At 38.7% G+C, this 24,450-nt stretch carries 21 protein-coding genes and 1 tRNA gene; 9 read left to right on the top strand and 13 right to left on the bottom strand.

Annotated features, from left to right (window positions below):
* Window positions 1-23: 23 nt before the first annotated feature.
* Window positions 24-1,793, bottom strand: coding sequence for an alkaline phosphatase D family protein (locus tag DJ533_RS14125; RefSeq protein ID WP_065994672.1), 1,770 nt, complete (start codon window positions 1,791-1,793; stop codon window positions 24-26).
* Window positions 1,794-2,001: 208 nt separating this feature from the next.
* Between DJ533_RS14125 and DJ533_RS14130 the strand changes: the two genes are divergently transcribed.
* Window positions 2,002-2,087: transfer RNA gene (locus tag DJ533_RS14130), tRNA-Leu, on the top strand.
* Window positions 2,088-2,206: 119 nt separating this feature from the next.
* On the opposite strand, the gene DJ533_RS14135 is transcribed toward DJ533_RS14130, so the two are convergent.
* The 5 genes from DJ533_RS14135 to rlmE form a co-directional block, all read right to left on the bottom strand.
* Entirely contained in the window at window positions 2,207-2,521 is a 315-nt protein-coding gene (locus tag DJ533_RS14135) for a DUF5713 family protein (protein WP_065994673.1), read from the bottom strand.
* A gap of 79 nt (window positions 2,522-2,600) precedes the next feature.
* Window positions 2,601-4,232, bottom strand: a complete 1,632-nt coding sequence (locus tag DJ533_RS14140; RefSeq protein WP_065994674.1) for a vWA domain-containing protein — start codon at window positions 4,230-4,232, stop codon at window positions 2,601-2,603.
* A 284-nt stretch (window positions 4,233-4,516) separates the two neighbouring features.
* On the bottom strand, window positions 4,517-5,371 hold the full coding sequence (gene folP / locus DJ533_RS14145; protein WP_065994675.1) for a dihydropteroate synthase: 855 nt from the start codon (window positions 5,369-5,371) through the stop codon (window positions 4,517-4,519).
* A gap of 132 nt (window positions 5,372-5,503) precedes the next feature.
* The gene (gene ftsH / locus DJ533_RS14150; protein ID WP_065994676.1) at window positions 5,504-7,402 is read right to left on the bottom strand and encodes an ATP-dependent zinc metalloprotease FtsH; all 1,899 of its coding nucleotides are present in this window, start codon (window positions 7,400-7,402) and stop codon (window positions 5,504-5,506) included.
* Between the two features lie 298 nt (window positions 7,403-7,700).
* The gene (gene rlmE, locus DJ533_RS14155) at window positions 7,701-8,369 is read right to left on the bottom strand and encodes a 23S rRNA (uridine(2552)-2'-O)-methyltransferase RlmE (RefSeq protein ID WP_065994677.1); all 669 of its coding nucleotides are present in this window, start codon (window positions 8,367-8,369) and stop codon (window positions 7,701-7,703) included.
* A 196-nt stretch (window positions 8,370-8,565) separates the two neighbouring features.
* Here rlmE and yhbY point away from each other — a divergent pair, with 196 nt between their 5' ends.
* The 8 genes from yhbY (at window position 8,566) to DJ533_RS14195 (ending at window position 17,158) form a co-directional block, all read left to right on the top strand.
* Entirely contained in the window at window positions 8,566-8,889 is a 324-nt protein-coding gene (gene yhbY / locus DJ533_RS14160; protein WP_065994678.1) for a ribosome assembly RNA-binding protein YhbY, read from the top strand.
* Window positions 8,890-8,906: 17 nt separating this feature from the next.
* A complete protein-coding gene (locus DJ533_RS14165) occupies window positions 8,907-9,446 on the top strand; it encodes a DOMON-like domain-containing protein (RefSeq protein WP_065994679.1) in 540 nt (179 codons plus the stop codon).
* 421 nt (window positions 9,447-9,867) lie between these two features.
* A complete protein-coding gene (gene carA / locus DJ533_RS14170; RefSeq protein WP_065994680.1) occupies window positions 9,868-11,010 on the top strand; it encodes a glutamine-hydrolyzing carbamoyl-phosphate synthase small subunit in 1,143 nt (380 codons plus the stop codon).
* Window positions 11,011-11,023: 13 nt separating this feature from the next.
* The gene (gene carB, locus DJ533_RS14175; RefSeq protein ID WP_065994681.1) at window positions 11,024-14,254 is read left to right on the top strand and encodes a carbamoyl-phosphate synthase large subunit; all 3,231 of its coding nucleotides are present in this window, start codon (window positions 11,024-11,026) and stop codon (window positions 14,252-14,254) included.
* Window positions 14,255-14,347: 93 nt separating this feature from the next.
* Complete coding sequence (greA, locus tag DJ533_RS14180) at window positions 14,348-14,824, top strand: transcription elongation factor GreA (protein WP_065994682.1); 477 nt, start codon at window positions 14,348-14,350, stop codon at window positions 14,822-14,824.
* A 71-nt stretch (window positions 14,825-14,895) separates the two neighbouring features.
* Entirely contained in the window at window positions 14,896-15,381 is a 486-nt protein-coding gene (locus DJ533_RS14185) for a hypothetical protein (protein ID WP_065994683.1), read from the top strand.
* Between the two features lie 201 nt (window positions 15,382-15,582).
* Window positions 15,583-16,467 carry a class I SAM-dependent methyltransferase gene (locus DJ533_RS14190; protein WP_065994684.1) on the top strand — a complete coding sequence of 295 codons (885 nt, stop codon included), beginning with the start codon at window positions 15,583-15,585 and terminating at the stop codon, window positions 16,465-16,467.
* A gap of 67 nt (window positions 16,468-16,534) precedes the next feature.
* A complete protein-coding gene (locus tag DJ533_RS14195) occupies window positions 16,535-17,158 on the top strand; it encodes a CatB-related O-acetyltransferase (protein ID WP_065994685.1) in 624 nt (207 codons plus the stop codon).
* Here DJ533_RS14195 and DJ533_RS14200 read toward each other — a convergent pair.
* The 7 genes from DJ533_RS14200 to pepP all read right to left on the bottom strand — a co-directional run bounded on the left by DJ533_RS14200 (window position 17,129) and on the right by pepP (window position 24,448).
* The gene (locus tag DJ533_RS14200) at window positions 17,129-18,547 is read right to left on the bottom strand and encodes a KAP family P-loop NTPase fold protein (protein ID WP_065994686.1); all 1,419 of its coding nucleotides are present in this window, start codon (window positions 18,545-18,547) and stop codon (window positions 17,129-17,131) included. The two genes, DJ533_RS14195 and DJ533_RS14200, sit on opposite strands and share 30 nt — an antisense overlap.
* Window positions 18,548-18,697: 150 nt before the next feature.
* Window positions 18,698-18,946 (bottom strand): hypothetical protein, encoded by a 249-nt coding sequence (locus tag DJ533_RS14205; RefSeq protein WP_065994687.1) that lies wholly within the window; start codon window positions 18,944-18,946, stop codon window positions 18,698-18,700.
* Window positions 18,947-19,117: 171 nt separating this feature from the next.
* Window positions 19,118-20,380, bottom strand: a complete 1,263-nt coding sequence (locus DJ533_RS14210; protein WP_065994688.1) for an FAD-dependent monooxygenase — start codon at window positions 20,378-20,380, stop codon at window positions 19,118-19,120.
* Window positions 20,377-21,588, bottom strand: coding sequence for a 2-octaprenyl-6-methoxyphenyl hydroxylase (ubiH, locus tag DJ533_RS14215; protein ID WP_065994689.1), 1,212 nt, complete (start codon window positions 21,586-21,588; stop codon window positions 20,377-20,379). The genes DJ533_RS14210 and ubiH overlap by 4 nt, the downstream gene beginning before the upstream one ends.
* A gap of 182 nt (window positions 21,589-21,770) precedes the next feature.
* On the bottom strand, window positions 21,771-22,223 hold the full coding sequence (locus DJ533_RS14220; protein ID WP_065994690.1) for a tetratricopeptide repeat protein: 453 nt from the start codon (window positions 22,221-22,223) through the stop codon (window positions 21,771-21,773).
* Window positions 22,224-22,366: 143 nt separating this feature from the next.
* On the bottom strand, window positions 22,367-23,056 hold the full coding sequence (locus DJ533_RS14225) for an aspartate/glutamate racemase family protein (protein ID WP_065994691.1): 690 nt from the start codon (window positions 23,054-23,056) through the stop codon (window positions 22,367-22,369).
* A 75-nt stretch (window positions 23,057-23,131) separates the two neighbouring features.
* Window positions 23,132-24,448: a Xaa-Pro aminopeptidase gene (gene pepP, locus DJ533_RS14230; RefSeq protein ID WP_065994692.1), complete on the bottom strand. Its 1,317-nt coding sequence runs from the start codon at window positions 24,446-24,448 to the stop codon at window positions 23,132-23,134.
* Window positions 24,449-24,450 lie beyond the last annotated feature (2 nt).

Below are 24,450 nucleotides of genomic sequence, written 5' to 3' on the forward strand. Positions count from 1 at the left end.
ATCACTTAAATCATTTGCATGGTTTAAGCTATTTTTGCCACATCTTTCATAACCCTAAGATTGTCATCCATCACCACTGTGTAGTTTCTTTGTGTATCGATTGCATATTGTTTATCTTTGATTGTATTTACAAAAATCCAATCCGCTTGCACATTTTTCTCAGTGAAAGTCACTAACAAATATCCTCTTTGATTTAGATTGGTGTATGCCAATTCATCAATCAATGTGGTAAATGCCATTTCAAACTGCTGCAACTGCGCCAGTGGAATATTCAAGTATTTTTCCATGCCTGGCGAACTCACCGAACTGGTCGCAAGTTCTACACCAAGCAAATCCCCTGTTTGACTATGCAAATTTGAGAACCATGCATTATGGGTATCTCCTGCCAGTACCACCACTTTCTTTTTCAAGCTTTTTAAAGTGCCATATAAAATTTCACGCTCGGCATAATAACCATCCCAAGCATCAAGATTATAAGGTGCGACATTAGTCACACGTGCTTTTTCAGCTTCCGTCAAACGTGGATCATTTTGCATTAAACGCATTTTTATTGTGACTAATTCTGTGATTTGCTGATTCATTTTCAGCAAAGTGTCATTAGTCACATTTCCACTGATGATTGCTGCTAATGACATTAGCAGTTCTGCAGGAATGAGCATTTTAGACATCAATACTTGTTGTCCCAGCACACTCCATGTTGCTGTTGACTGTGCTAATTTCTTTTGCAACCAGTCACGCTGAGTATAACCCATCAATGTCCGCATCGGATTGGTTAAATCAGCCTGAAAACGTTTTGTGTCCAATCCTGTTGCCGTCATATAGTCTGCATAGTCTAATTGTTGATCACGTGCCAAAATACGTGTATCTAACATGGTCAGCTCAACCAAACTGCCAAAATTAAACTGACGATAGATATTTAAATGATCATTTTCAGAAATAGGACGAATTGGCATCCATTCAAAATAGGCTTGCAAAGCTGCCAATTTACGTTCAATAAATTTACCTTCATTGTCTTGATGATTTTCAGCACCCTCCTTCCAAGTGTCATTACTCAACTCATGATCATCCCACACCACAATAAATGGATGACGCTGATGTGCTGCTTGTAAATCCAGATCAGCACGGTATAAGGCATAACGTTTGCGATAATCATCTAAACTTATAATTTCTTTATTATTATCTGCTGCCAAAGTACGTCCGAGTTTCACAGCATCTTCTGTGGCATAGCCATCCTGCCCGTATTCATAAATATAATCCCCCAAATGAATGATTACATCCACATCCTGTTTTGCCATTTCTTTATAAACATGGAAATAACCTGCAGGATAATTCGAGCATGAACACACCGCAAACTGGACTTTATGGGTCATTTCAGGCAGCGTTTTAGTACGCCCAATTGGTGAAATCACATTGCCAAATTTAAAACGATAATAATAATGTTGATTTGCTCTTAATTTATCGGCATCAACCTTAACAGTAAAATCTTGTGCTCTTGAGGTTTGTACTTTTCCTGAATTAACAATATGTATGAATTTTTCATCACTTGCGATTTCCCAAACAACCTCTAAACGCAATGCTGTATCTTGCGGTGTTAAACGTGTCCATAAAATCACACGGTCTTTGAAAGGATCACCACTAGCAACACCATGTAAAAATTCAACTTTAATACTAGGTTCTACCACATTACTATCTTTATCATCCCCACAAGCCGTTAAACTGATCGGTAAAGATAAAGCTCCAAAACCTGCCAATGTACTTTGTATTAATTTACGACGTGAAATTGAATTAGACATTGTTTTTCCCTAATTTTTTGTTCTTATAACTTAGAGATCAAATATTGCTTTTTGATCTCAGATTCATGACACAATGATGATAGTTTTCAATTTTTTAAATTTAAACTGCTGTTTTTTACAACAAGCCTCATTGAGTTGATTGAAAAGAAAGCAAATAATCACAAATGCGCTTGCCAAGCTTTATTTTGTTCTTTATCATTGCGCTCATGCCCGAGTGGTGAAATCGGTAGACACAGGGGATTTAAAATCCCCCGCCCACAAAGCGTGCCAGTTCGAGTCTGGCCTCGGGCACCATTTTAATACTTCTTAAAATGGTGCAATAAAAAATCCTGCATTATGCAGGTTTTTTTATGTCTAAAATGTATAACTAAAAACCATAACATACATTTAACTGCTAAAAAATAAAGAGCGGCTTACCACTCTCTATTTGAAATCAACTCTTCCATTTCAATATCCATATAACCTTGATCTTGCGCCACCATCATCATCGCTTCCGCAATATAATCCGCTGCAGCATCATCCAAAGATGAATCAAGGTCTTCAAACTGTGGTTTCATTTTATTAATTTCCACCACCGTACTATGGGCTACATGATAAAGCTCATCATCTGTTAAGCTTGATTTTGCAATCTTTTTTGCAAATGCTTCGATCATTTGTTTGACTTCAGCAACTAAAATATCTGGATAATAATCATCGTCAAACATTGGGAGAAGTAAATCGTTAAACATATGAACCTAATATTTAGTATTCGATAAGCGCATCTATATAACATAATGCATACAAAACAACAAACTTCTCCCTGAAAAATTAAGAAGCCCTATTGATTTGTTGTGGCGATGGTTGATCTGCACTCAAACTTTTCGCCTTTTTTAATAAGTCAATAAACTCCATTTTTAAACCAAACTCATCAGGTTGTTTTGCAGATTGTGCCAACTGTAAAATATCATTCCAACCCATTGAGCCGTTATATTTACCGCCTTTTAACTGCTGTCCATAACTTGCCACAGCAAGTGCAAACCGTGTATCAGCACTTGCTTGTGGCAAAGTTTTAGAGGTTGCTGCTAGCGGTTGAGTTAATAAAATACTTTTAGAGGTATTTGGTAATTTATAACGTAAGTTTAAATGGGCATATTCGGTTTTTTTCGCCTCCGTTTTTGCGGTATTGCTTTGATAACGAGAATCCGCCAACCATCCTTTTTGCCCGACTGGAATAATTTCATACAATGCAGTCACCGTATGCCCTGCACCGATGTCGCCCGCATCAACCTTATCGTTATTAAAATCTTCTTGCTGTAATAATCGATTTTCATAACCGATCAAACGGTATTCTTTCACAGTTGCTGGATTAAACTCGACTTGAATTTTTACATCCTGTGCAACTGTAGCAAGTGTTGAGCTGAGTTGTTGTTTAAGCACTTTTTTGGCTTCATTTTCGTTGTCGATATAACTGTAATTTCCATCACCTGCATCTGCCAGTTGCTCCATGAGCTGCTCATCATAATTGCCTCGACCAAATCCCAAAGTGGTAAATGAGATGCCTGTTTTACGCTTTTCAGCAATCATATTTTTCAACGTGTCAAAGTCCGTAATCCCAACATTAAAATCGCCATCGGTAGCGATTAAAATACGATTAATCCCGTTCTTAATAAACGATTTTTGCGCTTCTTTATATGCCATTTGAATCGCACTTTCACCTGACGTTGAACCACTTGCTGAAAGCTCATTGATTGCATTTAAAATTTTACTTTTATTCTCACCTGAGGTTGGTTCTAGCACCACTTCTTCATGTCCTGAGTAAGTAATCAAGGTGACTTTATCTTGTGGACGTAGTTGCTCAGTTAAAATCGTTAAAGTTTTTTTAACCAAAGGTAGCTTTTTCTCCTCATCCATACTGCCAGATACGTCAACCAAGAATACCAAATTTGCAGAAGGAAGCTTTTTTTGATCAATATTTTTGGCTTGAATCCCAATGCGAATCAATTTTGCATTGGCTTGCCAAGGTGAGTCCACTGTTTCAGTATTGATAGAAAATGGATGACTACCCGTCGGTTGTGGATAATGATAATTAAAGTAATTAATTAATTCCTCAACACGCACAGCATCTACAGGCGGTAAAGTACGATCCTGTGTAAGGAAGCGACGCACATTGGCATAACTTCCTGTGTCTACATCAGCACTAAATGTTGAAATCGGCTCTTTTGCAACACTTTTCACTGTATTTTGTTCGGTTTTTTGATAATTTTCAGTATTTTCTGCTGAACCATAAGCTGCAACTTCAGCACTTGCATCCGCTGCTATAGTTGCATGTTCGTAGCCAGCATCCGCTGCTACTGCATCGGTTGAAACCATCTCACTAGATGCCTCTTCAGTTTTTTTAGAGCATCCTGAAAGTAAAACCGCCACCATTGAAGCAGCTAAAATTGTATAGTTCATCTTCATCACTCAAGCCTCAATTCAAATTATTAGTAGTTGTTTTGATTTATATCGATACATTTCAATTGTTATATTATAACAAGGCATGATTTTCGCAATACGCAATTCTAATTTGGTTGACATGATTTTATAGTGATTTTGTAAACTACATAATGCATATAATTTTCAAAACTTTAATTTAATTTATATTTATTTTAATGCCTTTTTCTCAATAATATAAAAAACACAATAAGAACTTAGTTCTCATTGTGTGATGATTATTACAAGAAATTATAAGATTTGGCGGAATATTATTCTACATTCATTGTAGCTTGCCATACCAAAACTGCATCATGCATTGCTTTCACATCATGTGCACGCACCATACATGCCCCTTGCTGAATACTCATCAAATGTGCAGCAACACTACCAATAGCCCGATTTTGTGCATCAGCACCACCGAGCGCTTCACCAATAAATCTTTTACGTGAAAGTGCGGAAAGAATCGGATAGCCCATTGCATTAAGCTTATAAAACTCTTGTAAAAGTTTTAAATTTTGCTGTGCATTTTTAGCAAAACCAAAACCTGGATCAATCATAATATTTTCAGCTCGTACACCAACCTTCAATGCATCTTCAACACGTTGATTCAGCTCTGACATAACATCTTCAATCACATCATTATATTGAGCTAAATTATTCATGGTGGTTGGCTCACCACGCATATGCATAATAATGACAGGAATATTAAGCTCTGCTGCGGTTTCTAACGCTCTTGGGCGAGTTAAGGCACGTACATCATTCCAAATATGCGCACCCACTTGAACAGCGGCTTTAATCACTTCAGGTTGTGATGTATCAATAGAAATGATCACCTTTTCTTTTACCAATTGCTCAACCACTGGCACAACACGACGGATTTCTTCTTCCACAGATACAGGTGATGCGCCTGGGCGTGTAGATTCTCCACCAATATCAATCACCGTCGCACCATCAGCAATCATTTGTTTTGCATAGGCAACGGCTTGCTCAACTTCATTATGCTTTCCACCATCACTAAATGAGTCTGGTGTTACATTTAAAATCCCCATGACATGCGCTTGTGACAAATCTAGTTGTTGATCACCACATTTTAAAATCCGTTTTGGTAAAGCGACTAATTGCATAGCACCACATATCCTCATCATCTCTAGACGCATTTTAACTTTTTAACATAAAGTTAGGGTGAGCTTTTAGCTTAAAATATTTTCAACACATAAAAAACCACCCGAAGGTGGTTTGATTTTAATCATTTAAACTTAAAGTTTTGGTAATGATGGCAATGGTGGTGGAGTTTCAGAACCATCAGCAGGTGTTACATCAATCACTGGATTTTCTGCAACATATACTTTTGGTGGTTGTGGCTCACGCCCTTCCATAATGTCACGTATTTGATCGCGATCAATGGTTTCCCACTCAAGCAATGCTTTCACCATCGCATGTGCAATATCTTTGTTATTTTCAAGAATCTCACGTGCAACTTTATACTGCTCATCTAAGATACGACGTACTTCTTGGTCAACCATTTGTTGCGTTGCTTCAGAAATGGTACGACTACCGACATTACCAAAAAATCCGTTTTGATTTTCGTCTTCGTAAACCATTACACCCATTTTGTCTGACATACCGTATTTGGTCACCATTGCGCGTGCCATTTTGGTTGCACGCTCAAAGTCGTTTGAAGCACCTGTCGACATTTGGTTAATGAAAACTTCTTCTGCAATACGACCACCAAATAAGATAGAAAGCTCATTTAACATTTTATCTTTGTAATGGCTGGTTTGGTCATGTTCAGGAAGCTGCCAAGTTACACCCAATGCCCAACCACGTGGCATGATCGTTACTTTATGCACAGGGTCTGTACCTGGTAAGATCTCTGCCACAATCGCATGTCCCGCTTCATGGTATGCAGTCGCACGACGTTCTTCTTCACGGATCACCATCGACTTACGTTCTGGTCCCATGTAGATCTTGTCCTTTGCATCTTCAAAGTCATGCATATCGACAGTGTTCTTGTTACGACGAGCAGCGAATAACGCAGCCTCATTCACAAGATTTGCCAATTGCGCACCTGAGAAGCCTGGTGTACCACGTGCAAGCACTTTAACGTCTACACCTGTTACCGAAGGCAGTTTTTTCAAGTGAACATTAAGAATTTGCTCACGCCCCTTAATATCAGGCAGACCCACCATAACTTGACGGTCAAAACGTCCCGGACGAAGTAAGGCTTTATCAAGTACATCTGCACGGTTAGTCGCAGCGATCACAATAATACCTTCATTACCTTCAAAGCCATCCATCTCTACCAGCATTTGGTTTAAGGTTTGCTCACGCTCATCGTGACCACCCCCTGTACCTGAACCACGATGACGACCTACCGCATCGATCTCATCAATAAAGATGATACAAGGCGCATGGCGTTTTGCTTGTTCGAACATGTCACGTACACGAGATGCACCAACACCCACAAACATTTCAACGAAGTCAGAACCCGAAATACTAAAGAATGGTACTTTTGCTTCACCCGCAATCGCTTTCGCAAGTAAAGTTTTACCTGTACCTGGAGGACCTACCATCAACACACCTTTGGGAATTGTTGCCCCAAGACGTTTGAATTTTGCTGGGTCTTTTAAGAAGTCTACAATTTCGACAACTTCTTGTTTTGCTTCATCACAGCCTGCAACATCGGTAAATGTCACTTTAATTTGATCTTCAGAGAGCATTTTAGCTTTTGATTTACCAAAGCTCATTGGACCATTTTTACCGCCTGCACCACCACCCATGTTGCGCATAAAGAACATGAATAACAAAATGATTAAAAGTACAGGGAAGCTTGCGATAAGAAGTTGCATCAACAAACCTTGACGTTGAGGTGCAGTACCTTCAACAACAACGTTATTTTTGATAAGAGTAGGCATTAATTCAGGATCTTGAACCGCTGGGCGGATACTTTCAAAATCTGAACCATTGGTTTTTTCGCCACTTATTCTTTCACCATCAATCGTGACTTGTTTAATCTGACCTGCATTCACCGCCGCAACAAACTCAGAATAGTTCATCGCAGCAGGCTTATTGCGGTCACTGATGTTGCTGAAAATCAAGATCAGCACACCGAGTATCACAAGCCACAAAACGGCGTTTTTGAAGAGATCGCTCAAAGCTTTATTCCCATATCAATCTAATTTTGATCATGCCCTATTAGAGGGTGATCCTAACAAAAAAGCGAGTAATGAATTTCGCAATAAATTTTAAAAACGTACAAAATGCACAATTTTTAACAACTTGGCAAGAGGACTTCGTGACAATTCATACATGAATTACATTTTTTCATTTAAATTTTTCAAAGAAAGTTATTTAACTGCATAATGTTAACGCATTATGATCTAAACAAACTTTCGATGAAATAATTTTAAACATAATACATGCATCTACGAATTCTAAAAAGAACTCAAATACTCACTCATCTACAACGACTTGCTGCGAAACCTTTTTACGACCTTGTCCAATTAAAAAAACTTCTTTTGAACGTGCCCGTGACGCTGCAGGCTTTGCAGTTTTCAAGACATCAAAACTATTGACAACTTGTTTGCGAAATTCATCAAAACCATCACCTTGGAAAACCTTAACTACAAACTGCCCTTTTGGTCCTAAAACACGGTTGGCAAAATCTAACGCAAGTTCACACAAATAAATCTGGCGAGGTTGATCTACAGCCTTATTACCTGATGTATTGGGGGCCATATCTGAAATTACAACGTCTACAGTACGTCCATTTAAAATATTTAACAATTTTTCAAAAACTTCTTCTTCTCGAAAATCACCTTGTAAAAAGGTCACATCGGGTAAGGCATCCATTTCAAGAATATCCGAAGCAATGACCAAACCTTTATCACCGACCAATTTTCCTGCAATCTGTGACCAACTGCCTGGTGCTGCACCTAAGTCAACAACAGTCATACCTGGTTTAATCATTTTATATTTTTCTTGAATTTCAAGAAGTTTATACGCAGCTCGAGCACGATAGCCTTCCTTTTGTGCTTTTTTCACAAATGGATCGTCTAAATGCTCTCTCATCCACGCACGACTACTTTTAGATAACTTTTGGTTGGTGATGCGTGTAGCCATAACTCTCTAAATAAAATTGACATTTAACTTGTAATTGTACGTGAAAAACTGAGTTTTTGCAGTATACAACTGTATCTAAATGCGTTATTCACTGCATCTTTTTTCAAATCAGTCTGATCGTTTTTTTGTTGAGAAGATGCAGCGTTTAAATTTGAGTTTTGTTATACTAAGCCGTTTTTAAAATTAGGTTATTTTTATGGCGGCTTTATCTATCCAAGAACGTAAGCGTTTACGTCAAATCGGACATGCTTTAAATCCAGTGGTGATGATTGGTGATAAAGGTTTATCTGAAAATGTCATCGAAGAAACCAACCGTGCTTTAAACGACCATGAGTTGATCAAGATTAAAGTCGCTGGCGAAGATCGTGAAGCACGTGCTGCAGCAATTGCTGAGATTGCGGATGCTACAGGTGCTGAAGTTGTGCAAACCATCGGTAAAATTGCATTGATCTACAAAAAAGCTGCGAAACAAAATCCGAAGTTGTCTAATCTTGTTCGTCACGCACACTTGTCGAACTAATTACAGACTTAAATTTTATGGCAAGTTATGAACTCAATGCTTTCGATCGCCGCTTTCAAAGCATTTCATTGGTGGGGGCAATCGAACAGGTCAGCCCATTTACTTTAAATGTCGGCTATTGGCTACGTGATCCTAACCAATTGATTCAATATCCTGAACGAGTTGCCTCGCATCCACGAATTGACTTTTTATGGGAAAAAACGTGCTTTGAGGTTTTTATCGGGGTCAGAGGCGAAGATTTCTATCGGGAAATCAATCTCTCCCCTTCTCAAGCATGGCAAGCCTATGCGTTTGAAGAATATCGCTACCCTGAGATACTGCCACCTGTTGCAGCTTATGATATTGAGCTCAATCAACTCAAACGTACGCATTATGGTTTAAATGTAAGTCTTGATCTAACTGAATTTATGCTCAAACATAAATTAAAATGGGATCATTTATTTATTGGTTTAAGTGCTGTTTTAGATACCACGCAGGGTGAACACTTTTTTGCTATGCAACACAGTAGCCCAAATGCTGACTTTCATAATAAACGTGACTGGCTACATACTTTTTAGTGAAGCATTTTTATTGTATTTTAAAATGAATCAGTGAGGTTAATATCCTCACTTTTTTATTTTACCTTGCTTAGTTTTTCTATCTGTCAACATTTTAAATCTGACTTAAATCAACTTATAAACATTCTAGTTTCTTTATCTCTTTGTTAAATTTTAAGTTTTGATTATTGAACTGAATTTTTATTTACATCAAAAATAACTAAAGCAAGCTAAAAACAGATTACTCACTAAAATGCAAGATTTTTATCTACAAGAATCACAGTATTCTACGTGGACTTTTCAGCATATTGTGCGTATAATGCAGTGTTAAGTTACAAGCGAGCAGACATGAGGAGGGTAGGATTTAATTAGCCTTCCTTTTTTTTCGTCTACTCGCTTTTTTACAGCCCTATTTTTGTGGTTTTAGATCAGGAGCTTTGGTTTGAGCATCCCCGCCATTTTAGCCCTCGCTGACGGTACTATTTTCAAAGGTACATCGATCGGCGCTACGGGAAGTACGACAGGTGAAGTCGTTTTTAATACTGCCATGACTGGCTATCAAGAAATTTTGACTGACCCAAGTTATGCACAACAACTTGTAACTTTAACTTACCCACATATTGGTAATACGGGTTGCAATAATGAAGATGCAGAGTCAGGTCGCATTCATAAAGTTTGGGCAAATGGTCTGATCATTCGAGACCTGCCTTTATTACATAGCAACTTCCGTGCTGAACAATCTCTTGGTGATTATTTAAAACAGCATAATGTTGTTGCCATTGCAGATATTGATACACGTAAACTTACACGTATTTTGCGATCTAAAGGCGCACAAAATGGTTGCATCTTAGCTGGTGAGAACATTACTGAAGAAGAAGCTTTAGAAAAAGCTCGAGCTTTTGGTGGTTTAAATGGTTTAGACCTTGCCAAAGAATGTTGCGACCCTGAAGGTTTTGCATGGACTGAAGGCTCATGGGCATTAGGTAAAGGTTTCTCCCAACCTGAAGCAAAATTCCATGTGGTTGCATACGATTATGGTGTCAAAACCAACATCTTACGTATGCTTGCAGATCGTGGTTGTAAACTCACTGTTGTTCCTGCGCAAACGCCTGCTGCTGAAGTACTTGCATTAAATCCAGATGGCGTGTTCTTGTCAAATGGTCCTGGCGATCCAGCAGCATGTGATTATGCGATTGAAGCAGTAAAAACCATCGTTGAAGATGCACGTAATGTGCCTGTATTTGGAATCTGTTTAGGTCACCAAATCCTTGCGCTTGCATCTGGTGCTAAAACGGTAAAAATGCCGCATGGACATCACGGTGCTAACCATCCTGTACAAAGTCTTGAAGATGGTACCGTGATGATTACTTCTCAAAACCACGGCTTCGCTGTAGATGCTGAAACGCTTCCTGCAAACTTGAAAGCGACGCACAAATCATTGTTCGATCAAACCCTACAAGGGATTCATCGTACAGATAAACCAGCGTTTAGCTTCCAAGGTCACCCTGAAGCAAGTCCTGGCCCACATGACTGCGCACCGTTGTTCGATCATTTTATCGAACTTATCGAAGCAGCTAAGAAGTAATTAAGGAGCGATCATGGCTAAACGTACAGACATTAAAAGCATCTTAATTATTGGTGCAGGTCCGATTGTGATCGGTCAAGCATGTGAGTTCGACTATTCAGGCGCACAAGCATGTAAAGCCCTTCGTGAAGAAGGCTACCGTGTTATTTTGGTGAACTCTAACCCAGCAACCATTATGACTGACCCTGCAATGGCAGACGCAACTTACATTGAGCCAATCACTTGGCAAACTGTAGCAGCCATCATTGAGAAAGAACGCCCCGATGCAGTTCTTCCTACAATGGGTGGTCAAACAGCATTGAACTGTGCCCTTGCACTAGATGAGCACGGCATTTTAGAAAAATACAATGTAGAATTGATTGGTGCGACCAAAGAAGCGATCGAAAAAGCGGAAGACCGTAAACTGTTCGATATCGCAATGCGTAAAATTGGTCTTGAATGCCCAAAAGCTGACATTGCAGAGTCAATGGAAGAGGCTTTAGAAATCCAAGCACGTTTCGGCTTCCCGGTGATTATCCGACCTTCATTCACGATGGGTGGTTCAGGTGGTGGTATTGCCTATAATAAAGAAGAATTTATTGAAATCTGTGAACGTGGTTTCGATCTTTCGCCAACGAAACAATTGTTGATCGATGAATCATTGATTGGTTGGAAAGAATACGAAATGGAAGTTGTACGTGATAAAAACGACAACTGTATTATCGTATGTTCGATTGAGAACTTTGACCCAATGGGTGTACACACAGGTGACTCAATCACCGTTGCTCCTGCACAAACATTGACAGACAAAGAATATCAATTGATGCGTAATGCATCTTTAGCAGTTCTTCGTGAAATCGGTGTAGAAACGGGCGGTTCAAACGTACAGTTTGGTATTAACCCGAAAGATGGTCGTATGGTCATCATTGAGATGAATCCGCGTGTATCGCGTTCATCTGCACTTGCATCTAAAGCAACGGGTTTCCCGATTGCAAAAATCGCAGCAAAATTAGCGGTTGGTTATACCCTTGATGAGTTGAAAAATGACATCACTGGCGGTACTACACCTGCATCATTCGAGCCTGCGATTGACTATGTTGTCACAAAAGTACCACGTTTCAACTTTGAAAAATTCCCACAAGCAGATGCGACTTTAACCACGCAGATGAAATCTGTGGGTGAAGTGATGGCGATTGGTCGTAACTTCCAAGAATCTGTCAATAAAGCGCTTCGTGGTCTTGAAGTGGGTGCTTGTGGTTTTGATGAAAAAATTGCAGTGGGTACTGAAGGCGCACGCGAAAAAATCTTGGTTGAACTGAAAGTTCCAGGTCCTGAGCGTATTTGGTATGTGGCTGATGCTTTCCGTCACGGCTTCACTTTAGAAGATGTATTCCAAGCGACTAAGATTGATCGTTGGTTCTTGATTCAAATTGAAGATATCATTAAAACTGAAGAACAAATCAAAACTTTAGGTTTTGGTGATTTAAATGCGGACAATATCCGTTCATTTAAACGTAAAGGTTTATCAGATCTTCGCATCGCCAACTTGATGGGCATTTCACAAAAACAATTCCGTAAGCATCGTTGGAACTTGGGTGTAACGCCAGTTTATAAACGTGTGGATACATGTGCTGCTGAGTTTGAATCAGATACAGCGTATATGTACTCAACTTACGATGAAGAATGTGAAGCGAATCCATCGAACAAAGACAAAATCATGGTGATCGGTGGTGGTCCTAACCGTATCGGTCAAGGGATCGAGTTCGATTACTGCTGTGTACACGCTGCGCTTGCAATGCGTGATGACGGTTATGAAACGATCATGGTCAACTGTAACCCTGAAACAGTTTCTACCGATTACGACACATCAGATCGTTTGTACTTCGAACCGATTACGCTTGAAGATGTTCTTGAAATCGTACGCACAGAGAAACCTAAAGGTATTATCGTACAGTACGGTGGTCAAACCCCACTTAAATTGGCACGTGCTTTAGAAGAAGCGGGTGCACCAATTATCGGAACATCGCCTGATGCAATTGACCGTGCAGAGGATCGTGAACGCTTCCAACAAATGATTCAACGTCTACAACTTCGCCAACCAAACAACAGCATTGTTAAATCTGCTGAAGAAGGTATGGCTGAAGCTGCAAAAGTTGGTTATCCATTGGTGGTACGCCCTTCTTATGTATTGGGTGGTCGTGCGATGGAAATCGTCTATAACGATGAAGAATTGAAACGTTATTTACGTGACGCAGTTCAAGCATCGAATGAAGCACCTGTACTGCTTGACCATTTCCTTGATGATGCGATTGAAGTTGACGTAGACTGTGTATCTGACGGTAAAGATGTGGTGATTGGCGGAATCATGCAGCACATCGAACAAGCGGGGATTCACTCTGGTGACTCAGCATGTTCTATTCCACCTTATTCATTGTCAAATGAAGTTCAGGACGAAATGCGTCGTCAAACTATTGCTATGGCAAAAGAGCTTGGCGTTGTGGGCTTGATGAACGTACAGTTTGCAGTAAAAGGCACTGATGTTTACATTCTTGAAGTGAACCCACGTGCATCTCGTACAGTGCCGTTCGTTTCTAAATGTATCGGTGAGTCTTTAGCAAAAGTTGCTGCACGTTGTATGGCGGGTCAGTCTTTAGAATCTCAAGGATTCACCAAAGAGATTATCCCTGAACATTTCTCTGTAAAAGAAGCTGTGTTCCCATTCAACAAATTCCCTGGCGTTGACCCTGTACTTGGGCCTGAGATGAAGTCTACAGGTGAAGTGATGGGCGTAGGTAAAACTTTTGGTGAAGCATTCTATAAAGCTGTGTTAGGCTCGAATGATCGCTTACCAGGTTTACCAACCGAAGGCGAAGTAAAACACGCATTTTTGTCTGTACGTGACTCTGACAAGCCTCGTGCTGTCGGCATCGCAAAACAACTGACTGAGCTTGGTTTCAAAGTGATCGCAACTGGCGGTACTTACGATGTCATCAAAGCAGCAGGTATTGAATGTGAACGTGTGAATAAAGTCACAGAAGGTCGCCCTAATATCGTTGACCGCTTGAAAAATGGCGAAATTCACCTCATTATCAATACAACCGAAGGTAAACAAGCGCAGCAGGATTCGTTCTCGATCCGCCGCTCTGCACTACAAGGTAAAGTGTATTACACAACGACTTTGAATGGTGCAGATGCTGTATGCCAAGCTTTAGCGATTAAATTACCGATGGATGTATACCGCTTGCAAGACCTAACTAAAGGTTAATTCAGTTACCGATAAGTCCCGCCACTTTATCGGTGGCGGGATTTTTTTATTTTTTAAACTGTATTTTTTAAATACTTAACTTGAGGGACAACAATGCAACGTTATCCTATGACACCTGAAGGCAAATTAGCCTTAGAGAAAGAATTACAGCAACTTAAAACTGTGGATCGTCCACGCATTATTGCGGCAATTGCTGAAGCCCGTGAACATGGGGACTTGAAAGAAAACGCAGAGTATCATGCTGCACGTGAGCAACAAGGTTTCTGTGAAGGTCGTATTCAAGACATCGAAGGTAAACTTGGGGCGTGCCAAGTCATCGATGTAAAAGAACTTGAACAAACAGGTCGTGTCGTTTTTGGGGTGACTGTAACCATTGAAAACCTCGACACTGAAGAGCAAAAAACCTATAAAATCGTAGGCGATGATGAAGCGGATTTTAAAATCAATAAAATCTCTGTGAACTCACCAATTGCACGTGGGCTTTTAGGTAAAAATGAAGGCGATGAAGCAAAAATTACCACGCCACAAGGTGAAGTTGAGTACGAAATCGTCAGTGTTGAGTATCTTTAACTCTTGCTTAAGCCAATTTTTTGATAAAATCTAGGGCTGATCATTCAGCCCTTTTTCTTTGATTTAGAAGAATGAAAATTAAAAAATTGTTTAACTCCACACTCCTACTTTGTCTATTGTTACCTACAGCATTCTATTTTACAGTGTTGAGAGAAGGGATCATTACTTTCGGCTTTGGATTATTTTTATGCTTTTGTAGTTATAGTATTTTCTTTTATAGTCAAAATAAAAAAAGACCAGATGACCTATCAACCAATATTATTTCATCATTTGCCTTTATTGCCCCTATTTTATTTTTAGGACTATGGGCTCAATTGTCCTCATTAACCGATCGAAATTTTCAAACCTATTTACAACAACATGATTGCTCTGCAACCAATAAATTTCATGAATTCACTGAAACAGAATGCAATGCATCAAAAAATAGTGCTCGATGTAAAGAAGTGAAAAGGATAGAAGTTATTTACTATTGTAAACAAACACAAGAAACCCTAAACAAAAGTCGTTATAACCGGTTGTATGGACCAATTTATGGGATTTGGGATGAGAAAAAATAAGTGTATTTAAAGCTTTAATCTTGTAAAAATAAACTGTTTTTATGAATCAAATTTTTCAGGGACTATTTGCTGTTCATATCTCTTCACTTGTCACTCAAAACAAAAATAGCAATTATCATCACTCAGTCCATAAATATTGCCATTGTTAAATAATTTGTTTGGATTACATTGAGGGAAAATAAAAATTTGTTGAGGAAGAATATGAAAGCAGGACGAGTCAGTCGAACCGCAGAAGCAGCCGCAGCATTGCGCGCCAATCATTATCTCAATGCCAATAACCCTGTATTCTCTGATCCTTATGCTATTGAAATGACCAATGCACGTTGGCGTTTTCTGCTCAAAAATGGCTTATTTCGTAAAACTTTAAATTCCACTTTTATGAATCAAACTTTTGGCAAACTCACAGGACAAGTCGTTGGACGCTCTCGCTATACCGAAGACTTGTTAATACAAGCGATTGAACAGCATAATATTCAACAATATGTTTTAGTTGGTGCTGGATTGGACTCATTTGTACTGCGATTAGCAAAACAATTTCCTAACTTAAAAATATTTGAAGTAGATCATCCTGATACGCAAAAAACTAAAATCCAACAACTCAAATCTGTTTTAAAATCTAAACAACTACCTACCAATGTTGAATTTGTCAGCATTGATTTTGAAAAAGAAAAACTGGCTGATGCCCTACTTCGAAGTCAGTATCAACCTAACGAAAAAGCATTCTTCTCATGGTTGGGAACTACACATTATTTAACACCTGAAACGACATTGGGAACATTACAAAACATTGCCTCTATTGCGCCTTCGGGTAGTGAATTGGTCATGGACTATTCGATTGATTATAAAGAATTACAAGGCATTGAGCGTTATGGGGCTTTTGCTTTAACCCATTTCACTCGCTTTTTAAAAGAGCCTTTGATTGGTGCTTTTACTACTCAAGACTTGCATCAAGCTGTTGAAAAAATGGGTTATGTGGTTGCTGAAGATTTATCTGGTGTTGATATTACTGAACGCTACTTCCATGATCGTGCTGATCATATTCATCATACGCACGGATCGCATTTGATTCATTTAAAAATTACTTAGGCTATTTCATTCATCTTTTGGGTGAATTCATATAAAATGGTAAAACCACTCACCTATTGCTTTTTATATGACTGATTCCATTCACTCACCTGTGAAACACTGGTGTGAATTTGAGTTTATTTCCAAGACTGTGAAGAATCCGAATATTCACATCAAAGGGAATTATTCTTATTATTCAGCCTATTGGGATCAGGGTTTTGAGCGCTGTGTGGTGCGTTATCTGCATGACAAGCCTTCTACACCTGAAAAGCCCATTGATCAGCTTTATATTGGTAACTTTGTTTGCTTTGGGGCTGAATGCGTCATTATGATGGGCGGCAATCAGTTGCATCGTCCTGATTGGATTTCGACTTTTCCGTTTGATACACGTAGTTTTTTGCCTGCGGGTGATACGGTTATTGGTGATGGTTGTTGGATTGGCAGTCGTGCCATGATCATGCAAGGTGTAACTTTGAGTGAAGGTGCTGTCGTGGCAACAGGTGCTGTTGTTACGCAAGATGTTCCGCCATACGCCATCGTGGGTGGCGTTCCTGCAAAGATTATAAAATATCGTTTTTCTGAAGAAGAGATCGAAAAACTGCTTTCCCTTAAACTCTATGAGATGGATGAAAAGCAGTTTTTAAAGATGCGGGAGAAGTTGCAGACGGAGGATGTAAGAAGCTTACTCACATCCAGCCATATATCTACTTAGGTATGATTTCCTACAAATTCTTTCCAAACTTGATAAAACTTTTTTTTTACTCGTTAAGTGTAATGGACAAAAGTCATAATTTTGATCCAAGAAATCATAACTTTTCTCTTGAGTAAATCTCCTATTCAATATCCCAAATACGAAATATAAAATACTATAATTCCCCAATGAGTTCATTTCTGAAGTAATTTGATGATGTGTAAATTGGTTATTGAACAAATCCAAATTTACATTAAATTTTGGATCAGCATTTATGGGACTGACCAATAACTGAACCATCTCATCATTTGATTCAACATTCATCAACTCACTCTTAAAAAAAATAGAAAATAAAATCAATGAGGATTTAATTGTTTGATTTTGATATAACAATGCAAATAAATTTATATTTTTTTTAATTTCTCTAATACTTGTTTTCTTATATTTTACATACATTCCAATATCTTCAACATAGGCATTGATTTCTTTTTCACCTTGAAAACCTAGCAAGTTAAAAAGTGTCTTAATTTCATCTTTTTGTTTTAAGTAATCTAAATTTTCATATTTAAGCTTAACTGAAAAATCAACAAACTTATCTAAATATTCCTCACCTAATTTTTCATCATACCCATAGTTATGACAAACAACTTTTGAAAATTGAGTTTTATCCATCACTAAAACAAAAACTATTTTGGGAATATCAAAAAAGTGTTTAATCCGCTCAATCAAACGAATTGCAAAATCAGGACGACAACGATCAAGTTCATCAACAATAAAAACAAGGGGTTTATCTAATTCATCTGCTAATTGAGCAAGTTCTTGCTTAAAAGCCTGTAGTGTATTTTTATCAGCTTCATGATTCTCAATTTTTGCTTCGATGCTTTCTTTAATTTTATCGCCAAGTACATCAGTTGCAGACTCAATTACTTTTTCACCTGATTCATGTACTTGCTGGGCTAAAGTTCCCAATACTCCACCACTAATTAGATTTAAACCTAAAGTAAGTAAAACTTTTGGCAAACTTGGTAAAAGAGCCTGATAAGCTGTTGCTGCTTTTTCTTTAAAATTATCAATATGATTTTGATCTACATCATCATCTTTGGATAAACAACTTGTAATCTCAGAAGAAATGACTAAAAACGGATCTTCCAAATAATCATTTGCAAAAGCATCCAAATAAATCACATTATGCTGTTCTTCTTCTAAATGCTTTTTCCAGTGACGAACAAACCATGTTTTCCCCTCACCCCAACGCGCATCTAAAGCAAGTACAGCCCCACAATTCAAACGATCTACATAACGTGTAAGCTGCTCACCTAAACGCTTACGATCCCAAAGATCACCCTCCCAAGCTTGTTCAATATGATCTAAGTTTGTACGTTGCCAATTCACTTGGTTTTGTTCAGACATTATTTATTCATTATCAAAAAGTTAAAATCATTATGCCCTTTATAATTTTTGTTTTCTAGATTTACATCTCGAATAAATTTTAAGCATAAAAAAGCCCAAACTATTCCAAGCATTCACTTAAAACGTTTGGGCAATTTCTACTAAAACGATTTAGTCTTTTGACTCATCTGGTGGCACTTCAGTAATTTTCCCACCACGTGCTAAAAATGCAGCAACTTCATCTTCCAATGCTTGACGCTGTTTTTGCTTAGCAGTCACAGTCAAAGTTTCTGCTTCAGCCAAGTCCGCATCAGATACGGTTGAATCACTCGCAGCAGCACCTTTTTCAGCGGCTTTTGCCTCATCATCATCTACAGCGCTATCTTCAGTATTTTCATCATAATCATTCGTATCCGTCATTTACGCTCTCTCCCCATGAATGACTTATCTTACAAAAACGAGTTCCTAATTACGAAGAAATGTACCAATCTCTCAAGCATTCGCCTAGTGCCAAATACATAAAAATCGTATTTTTTTCACCCAAATTCGTAATTTTTTTTAAATGATCGACCAAAAAATAGCACTTTTAATTTAAACAGCATAACGTGTATGACTTAAACTAGACAAACCATTGGCTTGCGCCATAAAACGCTCTTTGATTACAGCATTATTTTCAACATGTTTTAAACCAAAATTTCTCGCCCAAACTACAGGGAAAAGCTCAGAAGTTTCCAAGAAACCAATCGCTGACATACTGTGCATCATGGCATCATTCTGCCCTTTACGTTGGTGTTCATAACGTTTTAAGGTTTGCTCATGCGCCCATACGCCACGCTTCAAGTCGTGCAATAACACATCACACAATACCGCAGCATCCAAACAACCAATATTCACTCCTTGACCAGCCAGTGGATGAATCACATGGGCAGCATCCCCGATCAATGCCAAACCATTTTTCACATAACGCTGCGCTGCACGTGCTTTTAGCGGGAATTTTACCCGTGGCGTTGCTTCAAGTACCTCACCCAACATATGATGACTTTCACGGGTTAATAACTGGCAAAATGTGATGTCATCCAAAGCCGCATATTCATCTGCATAATCATCAGGTAAAGTCCATACGATCGAAATCCATTGTTCTGCTTGCTCAGGCTTCAAACTCGCCATAGGTAAAAATGCCAGTGGACCTGTTGGATGGAAAATCTGACGAGCTACATATTGATGTGGCTGTGTGGTACGAATCGCACAAGTTAAACCTGCTTGTTGATAATCTAAAATATCGAGATCAATAAAAGCTTGATCACGTACAAAAGAGTTTGCGCCATCCGCACCGATCACCAATTTAGTTTTTAAAGTCGTCCCATCTGCCAGTTGAATGTTCCAATGACCGACAGCTTGTTCCACACGAATCACTTTGATCTGAGTACGATAATCTTTAACTTTTTCAAGCATGGTTTGTTGAATGGCTAGATTTAACACACTCGGCTCAACCATTGAACCCAAGCTTTGTTGTTCTGATGGAAACTGCGATGAAGCTTGACCAAAGTTGATCTCGCCATAGCCATTTTTATTCCAGACCTGCATACCTGTATAGGGCATTTGACGCGCGAGTTTGTCCCAAACCTGTGCAGTTTTCAGCAAGTGAATGGTCGCTTGGCTCAGTGCCAAAACACGAGGGTTGGCAACGCTTAATGTTTTTTCAGCATCTAAAATTGGTGCAGCATCCAAAACAGTGGCTTGAACACCACCTTCTGCCAGCAATAAAGCAGTTAAACCACCCACCAATCCACCACCAATGATAACGACATCCAAGATATTATTTTGATCTGCTGCAGTTTTATTTAAATCACTCATGCTTTTAACCCCATCGCATAGTTTGCAACCAAAGGTTTAATACCTGGAATCACATCAAACGCCACTAAACCTGTATTTCTTAAAAGTTTTAGGACTGGATTTTGATTACTAAAACCACGGACTACCGAATCACAGAATTTGATGACACGCTTTTGATCTGCTAAACGAGCTTGCTCATAGGCTTTAAGCATTTCAGGCTCACCCAAATCTCTGCCATTGGCGATTTGTTGATTTAAATAACGCACCAATACATCGACATCTCGCATACACAAGTTAAAGCCTTGCCCTGCTACTGGGTGAATGGTATGTGCAGCATTACCCATTAAAATTACGCGCCCAACCGCCTGTTTATGCGCCAAGACTTGTGACAATGGGAAGCTAAAACGTTTACCTGTTTTGACAAACTTTCCAGCCCGATCACCATAGGTTTTTTGCAATGCATTAAGGAAATGTTGATCATTTTCCTCACCGAGCCATTCATGTTCCCTACCTTTAGTCACAGGCCAAACGACTGAACGACGACATTCGCCAGGTAAAGGTAATAATGCCAAAGGACCTAAATGGCTAAAACGCTCAAAACCAACATGATTATGCGGTTTAGATGTTTGTACAGCAGTCACGATGGCAACTTGCTCATAATCATGTACGTCTACACCAACCCCCAATGCTTGACGACAAAAAGAATCTCGACCATCCGCAGCTATCACTAATTTTGCTTTAAGGCAATGAATGTACTCTCCGCCACGGGTTGCTTCGATCTGAACTTCATCTTGATCTTGTGTTAATGAAGTGACTTGTACGCCATCAATTAGCTCGATTAAAGGTTGTTGACGGACTTGTGACAACAACACTCGACCGAGCCATGCATTTTCAATTACCTGCCCAAAGCTTTCGACTTTTTCTTGATCTGCTTTGAGTCGTGCTTTGCCAAAACTACCCTGTTCAGTGATATGCACTTCTAAAATCGGTGTAGCATGTTCTTGTAGTGCATCCCAGAGTCCAAGTTTTTGGTATATTTGTACGGTTCTACGAGAAAGTGCGGTATTTCGAGCATCAAAGCTGGAGTGATAAGGGGCAATGCTTCCATCTTCATAGTTGGGATATTTAACAGCTTCTAACAGTTTGACTGCAATATTGGACTTTGCCAACATGAGTGCCAAACTTAGCCCAACCATTCCACCACCTACAATAATGACGTCTTGTTGCATGTCTTGACCCTTTCTCTATGCGATTCAGCATGCTGAATACTTATAATGATGATTAATTTCATATTACATGATGTGGGGAGTTTTTTATATTGGCTGACCACATTGTTATTTTATTTATACCTAATCAATACGCTCTTATTAGGTTTAATGGTTTATTAGTTCAATTTGAACAGTTTTCTGATTCATTGTATAAAGTCATTCATGATGTATGTTGAATTATAACCATGCCAAACATCCCAACGTGGGGCTTTATCTGCCCTATTTTCATACCACATCGCCAAATCCACATCTTTGGTACATTCATCAATCCCATAACGATGTGCACTTGCCAACACATATAAAGCATGTACATCTTCTTGCTCTGCTGCCTGTCGATACAATATAAAGGCTTCTGTTAAACGATTTTGTTGATAATAAATCTCTGCCAAATTTGAAATTGCGGCAGGAAATTTTGTGATATCAGCGATTCTTTTAGCTTCCTTTTCCGAACCATCATATCTCTCCCACCACAATAAACACGCCTCAGCATCACAACTTGCAAGCAATGGCTTTAGCATTTTCTTATAGCGACGTTTCGTTCCTGTAGATCCACCTGCAATTTTTCGTGCGCGTTTCAATCGTTCGGTATGATGCATTTAATTTACCTATTCGTCGAACTGATACTATCAAACTTAATTTATTGGTGAATATGATATTAGCAAAAAGCGTGTCGAGAATTATCTATGGCTTAAGTTTAAGGGTATTTTCAATCAAAATATAACTTAGAATTTTTCAATTTTTATTCAATAACAAAATCAACTGCCGATTTTGCATGTATAGATGTTGTATCGAAAAGTGGGACTGAAAATTGTTGATTACCTATGAGCATGCAAATTTCAGTACATCCTAAAATGATGCCTTCTGCTCCTAAAGCAATTAACTCTTCAACAATCTCCATATATTTTTGCTGAGACTTTTGCTTTATAACTCCCAAACATAATTCTTCATAAATAATATCATGCACAATTTTCCGACTTTCAGCTTTTGGGATGATAACTTGAATACCAACTTCTTCTATGCGATTTTTATAAAAGTCTTGCTCCATGGTAAATGCTGTACCGAGCAAACCTATTTTTTGAATATTCTGTTGTTGAATCGCTTTTGCTGTTGCATCTGCGATGTGAATAAAAGGGATTGAGATTGAATCTTCAATATAAGAAGCAACTTTGTGCATAGTATTTGTACACAATAAAATACAGTCCGCACCAGCATTTTCAAGTTGAATCGCTTTTTCTTTTAAATATTCTCCTGCTTCGTGCCACAAGCCATGGTGTTGTAATTTTTCAATTTCAGCAAAATTTACACTGATGATAACCATTTGAGCAGAATGTAATTGCCCATAGTTTGCTTGAATCAATTTATTGATTTGTTGATAATATAAATCTGTAGATTCCCAACTCATTCCACCGAGCAAACCTATTGTTTTCATATGACATTCCTTTTATTTTTATAATGAAATAAATGAAAAGCCGATCATTTAATCGGCTTTTCTTTTTCACTTAAATCACTTTGCCATCAACGCTTCAATATCTTCAATAGATTTCACAACATTTTTGGTTAAAACCAAGGGTCCATTCGCAGTTGCTACCACATCATCTTCGATACGAATGCCGATGCCACGCCATTTTACATCCACAGTTTCATCATCAGGTGCGATATACAAACCAGGCTCAACCGTTACGACCATACCTTCTTCATACACACGCCAATCTTCACCATGTTTATATGTGCCTACATCATGCACATCCATACCGAGCCAATGTCCTGTACCATGCATATAGAACTGACGATATTTTTCAGTTTCAATGATTTCTTCAAGATCACCTTGCATAATGCCTAGATCAAGTAAACCTTGAACGAGAATTTTCACCGCAACATGATGTGGCTCTTTATAAGAATTTCCGATCCGTACAGCATCAATCGCAGCGATTTGTGCATCTAAAACAACTTGATACAATGCTTTTTGCTCAGGGCTAAACTTACCATTTACAGGAAAAGTACGGGTAATATCTGAGGCATACAGTTCATATTCACAAGCTGCATCAATCAGAACCAAATCACCATCTTTTAAGGGTTGATTATTTTCAACATAATGCAAAATACACCCATTTTCACCACCACCCACGATGCTGTTATAAGATGGAACACAGCCATTTTTACCAAAAATATAATTCAATTCTGCCTCTAAAGCATATTCCATCATGTTTGGCTGTACAGTTTGCATGGCACGCGTATGTGCTTCTGCACTGATATCAGATGCAATCTGCATTAACTCAATTTCTTTGGCTGATTTATGTAAGCGCATTTCATCTATCATGCGATCTAACTGCACAATCTGTGCAGGTGCAGACGTTCCGCGACGCGTTTCACCTGTCGCTTTAGCAATCCATTTCGCTACACGAGCATCAAACTCCGCACGTTGTCCGATGCGATAAAATAATTTGTCTTTGTTGAGTAATTTTTCGATGATCTCTTCATCTAATAAATCAATCGCATAGGCTTCGTCTGCATCATAATCATCAATTGCACCATCAATACCAGCACGATAACCATTCCAAATTTCCATCTCACGATTTCGTTCACGACAGAACAAACTGTAAATGTAGTCTTCACCTGTTTCGTCAGTTTCAATCACTGCTACCGCTTCAGGTTCAGCAAATCCCGTTAAATAGAAAAAACTGCTGTCCGCACGAAATTTATAATCTGCATCTCGATTGCGCATCACTTCTGGACTAGTAGCAATAATCGCAATACTGTTAGGACCCATTTGTTCTGCGAGGCGGTCACGACGTTCCTGAAAATCGGCTTGAGTTAATTTCATTA

It is taken from the genome of Acinetobacter defluvii, assembly GCF_001704615.3.
Classification (GTDB): domain Bacteria; phylum Pseudomonadota; class Gammaproteobacteria; order Pseudomonadales; family Moraxellaceae; genus Acinetobacter; species Acinetobacter defluvii.